Below are 8,131 nucleotides of genomic sequence, written 5' to 3'. Positions count from 1 at the left end.
CCCCGGCGTGCGCCTGCCCCGCGGGGGGGGGGGGGGGGGTGGGGCCGCCCCGCGCCCCGGCCCCCGTCGTGTTCCCCCTGACCGGCAGGCCCTGACCGGCAGGCCCTGACCGGCAGGCCCTGACGGGTGACCGGCCGCGCGTGTTGGGGGCGGGCCGGGCCTGTGGGGCGCTGGACTGTCCAGCGTGCTGAAACTCCGACACCCCCGCCGCCGCTGGTTCCGCCGTCCGCTCGTCCTGTTCGCCGGGGCCACCGCCCTCGCCGGGGCGCTCGCCGCCGGGGCGGTGTGGGCCGCCGCCACCCCCGGGGAGGGCGAGCGGCCGGTGACCACCGACGAGGCCGGGCTGCTCGCCGTCTCCCGGCTGACCACCTTCGAGGCCAGCCCGCTCCGGGTCCGGATCACCGTCCCCGCGCCCGGGCGGGCCGTGGTCGTGGACGGCCTGGTCGACTACCGCAGCCACCACGCCGTCGGCGCGTACCACCAGCGGGACGGCGGCACCGACGGGCTGCTGGTCTGGGACGACCGGGGCCTCGGCCTCGCCCCCGGCGCCGCCACCGACACCCCCGCCCGCACCGCAGCCGACCTGCCGCACCAGGCCTGGTCGCCGCGCGCCTACACCGCCGACCCGCTGGACGCCGCGCTGCGCCTCGCCATGGCCCTGGGCGCCGACCGCCCCGACAACCCCCAACTGCTCGCCCAGGCGGGCCCCCGCCGGCTGCGCACCGCCACCCTCGGCGGCCACCGCTACACCGTCTTCGCCGGTCCGCCGCCGGCCGAGGGCGCCCGGCCGCACCTCAGGTACTGGGTGGACGCGGACGGCCGGCTCGGCCGGGTCGAGGCGGACCTGCCGGGCCTGTCCGGCCCCGCCGTGGTGGAGCCCGCCGGGCGGGCGGACGGCGAGCAGGTGCCGAACGCCCCGTGGCAGGCGCTGCCGCCGCAGGCGCCGTGACGCGCGCTCAGTCGATCGCGGGCACCGGCACGGCCACGGCGGGTGCCGGGCGTTCCGGGGCCGGGTGGTCGGCCGCCGCACCGTCCACCCCTGCTCCACCAGGGCCGGCACCTGCTCGCCCGCCAGGACGGCCTTGGCGCGGGCGACGTCCAGCAGCCCCTCCCAGCGGGCCACCACGAAGGTCGCCACGCAGTTGCCGAGCAGGTTGGTGACCACTCGCATGGTGTCCATCAGCCGGTCCGCCGCGAGCAGCAGTGCCATGGGCGCTCGGGGCTCAGGCGGCGGTCGGCTGGGCGGGCAGCAGGTGGTCGCCGGCCTTGTCGGTGCTGAGGCAGAGCGAGCAGACGGCCGCCTCGTGGGCGGCGCAGGCCGTCAGGTCGGGGCGCTCGTACGGCTGGTGGCAGACGTGGCAGTCGAGGGTGACGGCGCTGGGGTTGCCCTCGGCGTCCAGCAGGGGCTCGTCGATGCCGTCGCCGGTGCGGCGCAGGTAGTAGCGGCCCTTGGTGACGACCGCCGTCAGCGGGGTGAGGAGGAAGGCGATGACGGCGGCGGCCACCGGCGAGTACGGCTGGAGGGTGTCGCCGAGGGCGTGGAAGTACATGGCGATGGACAGCCCCGAGGCGGCGACGAAGGCCACCACGCCGACCGGGTTGACGGCGTACAGCATGCCCCGGCGGAACTCGGGCTGGAGCGGGGAGAGCTTCAGCAGGTACTTGTTGACGCCGATGTCGGTGGCGACGGTGACGACCCAGGCGATCGCGCAGTTCGAGTAGAAGCCCAGGACGCTGTTGAGGAAGCTGAACATGTCGGCCTCCATCAGGGCGAGCGCGAAGCCCAGGTTGACCAGGACGAAGACCATCCGGCCGGGGTAGTGCCGGGTGACGCGGGTGAAGGAGTTCGTCCAGGCCAGCGAGCCGGAGTAGGCGTTGGTGACGTTGATCTTGATCTGGCTGATCACGACGAGGGCCACGGCGAGCGGCACGACGAGCCAGGAGGGCATCATCGCGTCGAAGGCGCCCCGGAACTGCTGGATCGGTTCGGGGGCGGCGTCCGCGCCGACCTTGGCGAGGATGTAGACGGCGAGGAAGACGCCGATGGCCTGCTTCAAGGCGCCGAGCACCACCCAGCCCGGCCCGGCCATGACCACGGCCGTCCACCAACTGCGCTTGTTGGCTTCGGTCCTGGGCGGCATGAAGCGCAGGTAGTCGATCTGCTCGCCGATCTGCGCGATCAGGGACAGGCAGACACCGGCGCCGAGGAGCACGGAGGCGGTGTTGACGCCGCCCTCGCCGTGGGTGCCCGCGTAGGAGAGGAAGCGGTCGACACTGCCGGGATCGTCGGCGATCAGGTACACCAGCGGGGCGACCATCAGCACCAGCCAGACCGGCGTCGTCCACACCTGGAGCTTGCTGAGCGCCTTCATCCCGTAGATCACCAGCGGGATCACCATCAGCGTGGAGACCGCGTAGCCCAGCCACAGCGGGAGCCCGAGGCCGAGCTTGAGGCCCTGGGCCATGATCGAGCCCTCGAGGGCGAAGAAGATGAAGGTGAAGCTGGCGAAGATGACGCTGGTCAGCACCGAGCCGTAGTAGCCGAAGCCGGCGCCGCGGGTGATCAGGTCGAGGTCGATGTTGTAGCGGGCGCCGTAGTAGGCGAGCGGGAAGCCGGTGACGAAGATGACCACCGCTGCCACGGCGATCGCCAGGAGCGCGTTGCCGGTGCCGTGGGCCAGGCCGATGCCGGCGCCGATGGAGAAGTCGGCCATGTAGGCGATGCCGCCGAGCGCGGTGGTCGCCACCACCATCGGGGTCCAGCGGCGGTAGCTGCGCGGGGCGAAGCGGAGGGTGTAGTCCTCCAGGGTCTCCTTCGTCGCCTGGCTCGTCTCGATGCCGGGTGGTGCGGTCGTGGTGGTCGTACGAGACTCGGTGGTGCTCATGGGCCAGCCCTTCCGGTCGGGGGTGTGGGGGCGTGGGGCGGTGCGGGTTGTGGGGCCCAGAGGCAGTCGGCGTGTACGGCCATCTGGGTCATGGCGCGCTGGGCCTGTTCCAGCACGACGGCCATCGAGTCGCCGACGTGGGCGTGCAGGGTGCGGTAGCCCTCGTCGAGGCGCCCGTCGCGGATGAGCTCCATGATCTCGATGTGCTCGGTGACGGTGGTGCCGACCCGGTCCGCGGAGAGGAAGTCGTACATCCGCACCCGGCGGATGCGCTCGTTGACCGCCGCCAGGGCGTCGGTGAGCGCGGGGTTGCCGGAGGCGCGGGAGGGTTCGGCGTGGAAGCGTTCGTCCTGGACGACGAACCGCGGGTCGGGGGCGGGCGGGTCCTCCCGCATCGCGTACCAGCGGTCGAGCTCGGTGCAGACCGCCTCGCGCAGCGAGGGCACGGGCACCGTGGCCGCGGCCGGCGCGGTGACCAGGGGCGTATACGGCCTCGCATCCATGGGCGGACACGCTAGGAATCACGTGTTTCCCCGGCAGACCGCCCCGCGTGAACGGCTCGTTACCGGAACTTCACCGGCCCCGCGGTCTGTCAGGCCGTTCTCCCCGTTCTCCCCGTTCTCCCTGTGCCCCCGCTCTCCCCGCACTCCGGTGCGCCTGGTGCTCCCTGTCCTTCGGTTCGCCGATTGTTCGACGCCGGTTCGATGAATCCAATGGACATTTCATTGCTGTATATATAGTTCGGCACACCATCAAGAGCCCTGGCAGATTTGGCGGAATGTTCGAGCCGAATCGCTTCGACGGCGCCATTCGCTCGTGGGGCGCCGGTACCGTCCTGCTGCTGCGCCCCTTGCGGGACGCCCGACCACGGCTGCTGATCGCACTGATCGGCGCGGACCTCATCGTGGTGCTGGACGGCGGCCACCTCGAGGAGGTCGGCTCGCACCGGGAACTGGTGGCCCGGAAGGGGCGCTACGCCGAGCTCTACGGGATCCCGCAGACGGCCGATGCCGAGTCCTGAGCCCAGCCCACCCGGCCCGGTCTCCGCGTCTCGATACATGGGATGCCCGAGGCTGTGAGGCGGCCCCGGAGGCCGCTGCTGGACGCGATCCCGGAGGCCCTGGCCGAGGCCGGATTCGGCGCGACGCCCGTCGTCGTCGACGGCCTCACCCCGGCCGCCTCAACGACGAGCCCCCCGTGACCGAGGAATCCCGGGCCCGGCCGCCGGGCACTGACCCCGCGGGCGGCCCCTGCTATCCGTGCTGGGGCGGCGGCGGAGGCAGGGTGTCGGCGCCCGGCGCCGGCTCCGGCCAGACGAGCAGCACGGGGCAGGGGGCGTGGTCGACCACGAAGCGGGTGGCGGGGCCGAGGCTGTGCGGTCCGAGCCGGGAGCGGTCACCGTCCCGGGCGAGGACCAGCAGCTCGGCCCCCTCGGCCGCCGCGACCACCTCGCGCTCGGTCCGGCCGGTGCGCTCCGCACGGGTGCACGGGCGGCCGAGGCGCTCGGCGGCGGCGTCCAGGAGCTGCTGGGCGGAGGTGGCCGCGAGGCGTTCCACCCGGTCGCCGGGGTCGCGTTCGCGGTGGCCGCGGCCGAGCAGCCCGGCGAACGCGCCGTGCGCGACTCCGGGGACGTCGGGGCCGCTGACGTGAAGCAGGACGATGTCGGCCGACCGCGGCGCGTGGGCGCGGGCGGCATCGACACAGGCGGGCCAGGTGCCCTCGGTGATCCAGACGACGATGGTCACGGGCGTCGGCCTCCTCGTGCGCTGAATGCGCTGATTCTCATGCTCCGATGATCTGCAGGGAGCCCCAGAGTGCCACCACGGCGAGCGCCAGGGCAGCGGGCACCACGAGCAGCCCGAGCCGGGTGAACTCGCCCAGGCCGATCTCGGTGTCGTGCTCGCGCACGATCCGCCGCCACAGCAGGGTGGCCAGCGACCCGGCGTAGGTCAGGTTGGGCCCGATGTTCACCCCCAGCAGCACGGCCAGGACGGCACCCGGGCCGGAGGGGACGGCCAGCGGGAGCAGGACGAGCGTCGCGGGCAGGTTGTTGATGACGTTCGCCAGTACGGCCGCCAGCGCGGCGATACCCAGCAGGGCGGCCAGCGAGGTGCCGTGCGGGACCAGGTGTCCGAGCGCGGAGGCCAGTCCGTTGTCCACCACCGCGCGGACCACGATGCCGAGCGCGAGGACGAAGGCCAGGAACGGCACGGCGGCCGAGCGCACGATCGCCACGGGTGTGGTGCGGCGCCGGACGAGCGCCCGGACGGCCAGCACGAGGGCCCCGGCGAACGCCGCCCAGGCCGGGTCGATCCCGATCACCGAGGTCAGCACGAAGCCGACCAGCGTGCCCGCCACGGTGAGCAGCGCGAACAGCGGCATCTGCGGCGCCGCCACCTCGCCGCCGGTCGCGCTGCCCGTCTCCAGGTCGGTGGCGAAGAACCGCCGCAGCACCGCGTACTCGACGGCGATCGCCGCCAGCCAGGGCAGCGCCATCAAGGCGGCGAAGCGGGTGAAGCTCAGCCCGCTGGCGCTCAGGGCCAGCAGGTTGGTGAGGTTGGAGACCGGCAGCAGCAGCGAGGCGGTGTTGGAGAGGTGGGTGCAGGCGTACAGGTGCGGCTTCGGGCGGGCGCCGAGCCGGGCCGCGGTGGCGAACACGACCGGTGTCAGCAGCACCACCGTGGCGTCCAGGCTGAGCACCGCCGTGACCACGGACGCGACGACGAACACCTGCGCCAGCAGCCTGCGCGGACTCCCGGCCGCGGTGCGGGCCATCCAGGCCCCGCAGGCCTGGAAGAGGCCCTCGTCGTCGCAGAGCTGCGCCAACACCAGCACGGCCGCCAGGAACCCGATCACCGGCCCGAGCCGCTCGGCCTCGGCCAGCGCGTGGTCCGGCGGGATCGCCCCGGTGACCACCACCAGCCCGGCCGCGGGCACCGCCACCACCGCCTCCGGCCACCCCCACGGTCGCGCCACCGCGCACACCAGGACGAGGACCAGCAGTCCCACGGACAGCGCTTCTGCGAACGACGTACTCAGGGTCCTGCTCCTCGCGGGTGACGGTGACGGGCGGCCCCCCATCGAACCAGAGCATCCCAGGTGACAGCACCTCGGGCGGCCCGGCGGCGGCCGTCGTCCGCTGTCATCACACTGGCGGACGCTAACGCCGATCGAGCGGGGAGGCGAGCGGATTTCCTGCGGGCCGGTGTCAGCGGCGGCGGCGCCGAGGGCGGTGGTTGCTGCTGCGCCTGCTCCGGCGTTTGCGGATGAGGACGACGGCGCCGGCCGCGGCCGCCAGGGCTGCGGCGGCCGCGCCGAGTGCCGCCCAGGGTGTGCCGCCACCCGCCTGGGGCGCGGCCTGGGTGGCGGTCGGATCGTTGGGTGAGCCGGCGGTGGGCCCGTCCGTGGGGTTCGCCGCGGGTGGGGTGCTCGAAGTGGCCGTCGGGGTGGCCGCCGTGGTGGCCGTCAGCTCGATCTGGCCGCCCGTGCGGGCGACCGAGAAGGTGGTTCCTCCCGCGCTGAGGGTGTCACCGCTGAGCGCGGTCTCCTGGGAGCCCACGGTGAAGCTCTGGGCTCCGTCGGGCAGGATGATCTTCGCGCCCGTGACCACGTCCAGCTTGCGCAGCGTGGTGGATTTCGCGGCGCCGAGGTCGAGGACCGCGGTCGCACCGGTGAGGGCGACCCCGCTGGAGGCGGTGAGCGATGCGCCGGCCAGCGCGAGCGTGCCCTTGGTGACGGTGGTGGCGCCGGTGTAGGCCGCGGCGGTCAGGGTCGTCGTCGCGGTGCCGTCCTGGGTGAGCGATCCGGAGCCGGACACCGGGGGCAGGGTCGCGGGCGTCCGGGCGTTCTGGACGATCAGTGATCCGTCGTCGCTGATCGTGTCGAGGGTGCCCTTGGTGTAGAGGCTGCCGTCGGCTCCCGCCGCGCCGGATCCGAGGCGCAGGGTGGCGCCCCGCTGGATGGTCGTGGAACCGTCGTAGAACTGCGCGGCGGCGAAGGTTACGTCGTTCCCGGCGGTGCCGGCGATGACGATGTCGCCCCCGCCGGGAGTGGAGAGGGTGTCGTGGTAGATCCCCCCGCCGATGGGCGCGCCGAGGGTGACGGGGCCGTTGTAGTCGAAGGTGAGCCGTGAGCGCTGCGGCCTGGCGTGCAGGTTGATGTACACCGTCTCGGCCGTGCCCGGCATGAAGATCTGGTGGGTGGTGCCGTCCCCCCAATGGACGTCGGCACCCTCGATGTTGGTGCCGCGCTTGTTCGACTTGTGCGGCACCGTCACCCAGTTGAGGTTGCCGTTGCCCAGCGTGGGCGCGGCCGTGTCGGTGTTGTCGCTGTAGCTGTAGACGCCCGTCAGGACGACCTTGCTGCCGGGCCGGGAATGGACGTTGACGTCGTTGCCGTACTCGCGGCTGTAGAAGTTCTGGCGTTGGACGACGGTCTGGTTCAGCGGGGTGTCGATGATCCACGAGCCGCGGTTGACGACGGCCTTGGCGTTCGGCAGGTCGGCCGGACAGGTGGTGGCGGCGTAGTTGGCGCCCGTGCCGATGTCGAGCACCCCCGAGAAAGGACTGCTTCCGCAGAGCTGGAGCGTCCCCCACGTGTTTCGGGGCTGGACGATCGTCCCTGAGCCGCTGATGGTGCCCAGGTTGAACAGGCGGGTGAGCGACAGGTTCAGGGTGCCGTCCACCCGGATGTTGTCCTGGTTCTGCTGGTAGCCCGGCGAGTTGTAGGGGAAGGCGCCGATCAGTCCGGTGGATCCGCCGTTGCCGTACTGGAGGGTGGCACCGGCGTCGACCGTGATCGCCGGGCGGTCGGGGTTGGCGACGAGCACGTAGGGGTGGTTCCCGCCGGGAGTGCTGACGGACTGGCCCTGCTGGGAGCCGGGCAGGGTGAAGGTGCTGTCCTTGGTGAGGACCAGGGTGCCGGTGCCGGAGATCCGCAGGGATCCCTGCCCGCTGATGACTCCCGAGTAGGTGTGTGTCCCGGGCGGTACGTTCACGACGGCGTTCCCGCCGAGGACGACGTCGGTGTTGGCGAGGATCGACGCGGTGATGTCGCCGTCCGCCGCGTGGGCGGCGGACGGGGCCAGGGCCAGGGGCACGGTGGTCGCTGCCACTGTGGTTGCCGCCAGCAGTGCATGCCATGAACGTTTCATCGGGGGTGCTTCCTGGTGCGGGCAGAACAGGGCGGTGGGGGGGGGCCCGCGGGGGGCGGCCCGCCCCCCGGGGGGGGGGGGGGGGTACCCGGCT

8 protein-coding genes and 1 pseudogene are annotated in these 8,131 nt (G+C 73.0%); 3 read left to right on the top strand and 6 right to left on the bottom strand.

Annotated features, from left to right (window positions below):
* The first annotated feature begins 184 nt into the window (after positions 1 to 184).
* Positions 185 to 949: a hypothetical protein gene (locus ACFWIS_RS28520; RefSeq protein WP_380458229.1), complete on the top strand. Its 765-nt coding sequence runs from the start codon at positions 185 to 187 to the stop codon at positions 947 to 949.
* Between the two features lie 102 nt (positions 950 to 1,051).
* On the opposite strand, the pseudogene ACFWIS_RS28515 reads toward ACFWIS_RS28520, so the two are convergent.
* The 3 genes and pseudogenes from ACFWIS_RS28515 to ACFWIS_RS28505 form a co-directional block, all read right to left on the bottom strand.
* Positions 1,052 to 1,222 (bottom strand): annotated as a pseudogene (locus ACFWIS_RS28515) (C4-dicarboxylate transporter DctA); the annotation flags it as partial.
* Between the two features lies 1 nt (position 1,223).
* Positions 1,224 to 2,885, bottom strand: a complete 1,662-nt coding sequence (locus ACFWIS_RS28510; protein WP_380458231.1) for an allantoin permease — start codon at positions 2,883 to 2,885, stop codon at positions 1,224 to 1,226.
* The gene (locus ACFWIS_RS28505) at positions 2,882 to 3,388 is read right to left on the bottom strand and encodes an FCD domain-containing protein (protein ID WP_380458233.1); all 507 of its coding nucleotides are present in this window, start codon (positions 3,386 to 3,388) and stop codon (positions 2,882 to 2,884) included. Before ACFWIS_RS28505 ends, ACFWIS_RS28510 begins: the two co-directional genes overlap by 4 nt.
* A 275-nt stretch (positions 3,389 to 3,663) precedes the next feature.
* Between ACFWIS_RS28505 and ACFWIS_RS28500 the strand changes: the two genes are divergently transcribed.
* The gene (locus tag ACFWIS_RS28500; RefSeq protein ID WP_380458235.1) at positions 3,664 to 3,906 is read left to right on the top strand and encodes a hypothetical protein; all 243 of its coding nucleotides are present in this window, start codon (positions 3,664 to 3,666) and stop codon (positions 3,904 to 3,906) included.
* Between the two features lie 42 nt (positions 3,907 to 3,948).
* Positions 3,949 to 4,086, top strand: coding sequence for a hypothetical protein (locus tag ACFWIS_RS28495; protein ID WP_380458237.1), 138 nt, complete (start codon positions 3,949 to 3,951; stop codon positions 4,084 to 4,086).
* A gap of 52 nt (positions 4,087 to 4,138) precedes the next feature.
* Here ACFWIS_RS28495 and ACFWIS_RS28490 read toward each other — a convergent pair whose 3' ends face one another.
* From ACFWIS_RS28490 to ACFWIS_RS28480, 3 genes are all read right to left on the bottom strand, one after another.
* Positions 4,139 to 4,630 (bottom strand): universal stress protein, encoded by a 492-nt coding sequence (locus ACFWIS_RS28490; RefSeq protein WP_380458239.1) that lies wholly within the window; start codon positions 4,628 to 4,630, stop codon positions 4,139 to 4,141.
* Positions 4,631 to 4,667: 37 nt separating this feature from the next.
* Positions 4,668 to 5,966 carry an arsenic transporter gene (locus ACFWIS_RS28485; RefSeq protein ID WP_380458241.1) on the bottom strand — a complete coding sequence of 433 codons (1,299 nt, stop codon included), beginning with the start codon at positions 5,964 to 5,966 and terminating at the stop codon, positions 4,668 to 4,670.
* A 127-nt stretch (positions 5,967 to 6,093) separates the two neighbouring features.
* Entirely contained in the window at positions 6,094 to 7,998 is a 1,905-nt protein-coding gene (locus ACFWIS_RS28480) for an autotransporter (RefSeq protein ID WP_380458243.1), read from the bottom strand.
* Positions 7,999 to 8,131 lie beyond the last annotated feature (133 nt).

The sequence above is a fragment of the Kitasatospora sp. NPDC127060 genome (assembly GCF_042724935.1).
Classification (GTDB): domain Bacteria; phylum Actinomycetota; class Actinomycetes; order Streptomycetales; family Streptomycetaceae; genus Kitasatospora.
Note: the sequence above shows the minus strand (reverse complement) of the source record. Positions and strands in the feature narration are given on the sequence as shown.